At 66.3% G+C, this 944-nt stretch carries 2 protein-coding genes; both read left to right on the top strand.

All coding sequences use genetic code 11. The features are described 5' to 3' along the window. Nucleotides 1-323 (top strand): condensation domain-containing protein (locus tag IG90_RS46795; RefSeq protein WP_280922420.1); only part of this gene is annotated, 323 nt, incomplete at its 5' end. Then, the coding region (locus IG90_RS40405; RefSeq protein WP_280922422.1) for a condensation domain-containing protein at nt 301-944 on the top strand (644 nt) is incomplete at its 3' end. The genes IG90_RS46795 and IG90_RS40405, both read left to right, overlap by 23 nt.

The following is a 944-nucleotide window of genomic DNA, read 5'->3' on the forward strand; positions in this document are numbered from 1 at the left end:
CGGACTACACGCTGTGGCAGAACGAGCTGCTGGGTGACCAGAACGACCCTGACAGCCTGTTCGCCACGCAGATCGACTACTGGACGGAGGCGTTGGCGGATCTACCTGATCAGCTGAACCTTCCCACGGACCGTCCGCGTCCGGCGGTGATGACCTACCGGGGCGACTACGTCACCGTCGACATCGACGCGGATCTGCACCGGCGGTTGTCGGATGTAGCGCGGGCGTCGGGTGCGAGTCTGTTCATGGTGTTGCAGGCGGGACTCGCGGGTCTGCTGACCCGGTTGGGTGCGGGTGAGGATGTTCCGGTGGGCAGTCCGTGATCCGACGTTCGCCGAGCTGATCACTCGGGTGCGGGAGCGGAGCCTGGCCGCCTACGCGCATCAGGACGTCCCCTTCGAGTACCTGGTCGAGCTCATCAACCCGACCCGGACCCTGTCGCATCATCCGCTCTTCCAGGTCATGCTCGCCCTCCAGAATGCGCCCGAGGCTAGTTTCCAGCTCCCCGGCCTGACGATCGACGTCGCTCCTGGGCGTACGGGTACGGCGAAGTTCGACCTGTTCTTCAGCCTCGCCGAGCAGCGCGGGGAGCGCGGTGAGCCGCAGGGCATCACCGGTGCTGTCGAGTACTCCGGCGATATCTACGACGCGCCCACCGTCAAGGCCCTGTTCGAGCGTTGGCTGCACTTCCTCGACAACGCCACCACCCACCCCGACCAGCCCCTCAACCACATCGACATCCTCACCCCGGACGAACACCGTCGTGCCGTCGTGGACTTCAACGACACGGCGCATGCCGTGCCGGCTGCTTCGCTGGGCGAGCTGTTCACACGACAGGTGACTGGGACGCCCGATGCCCCGGCGGTCACCGACGGCGCCGGCACGCTCACGTACGCACAGCTCGACGCGCGTGCCAACCAAGTCGCGCACGATGTGATCGGCAG

Source organism: Streptomyces anulatus (genome assembly GCF_000721175.1).
Classification (GTDB): Bacteria; Actinomycetota; Actinomycetes; order Streptomycetales; family Streptomycetaceae; genus Streptomyces; species Streptomyces anulatus_C.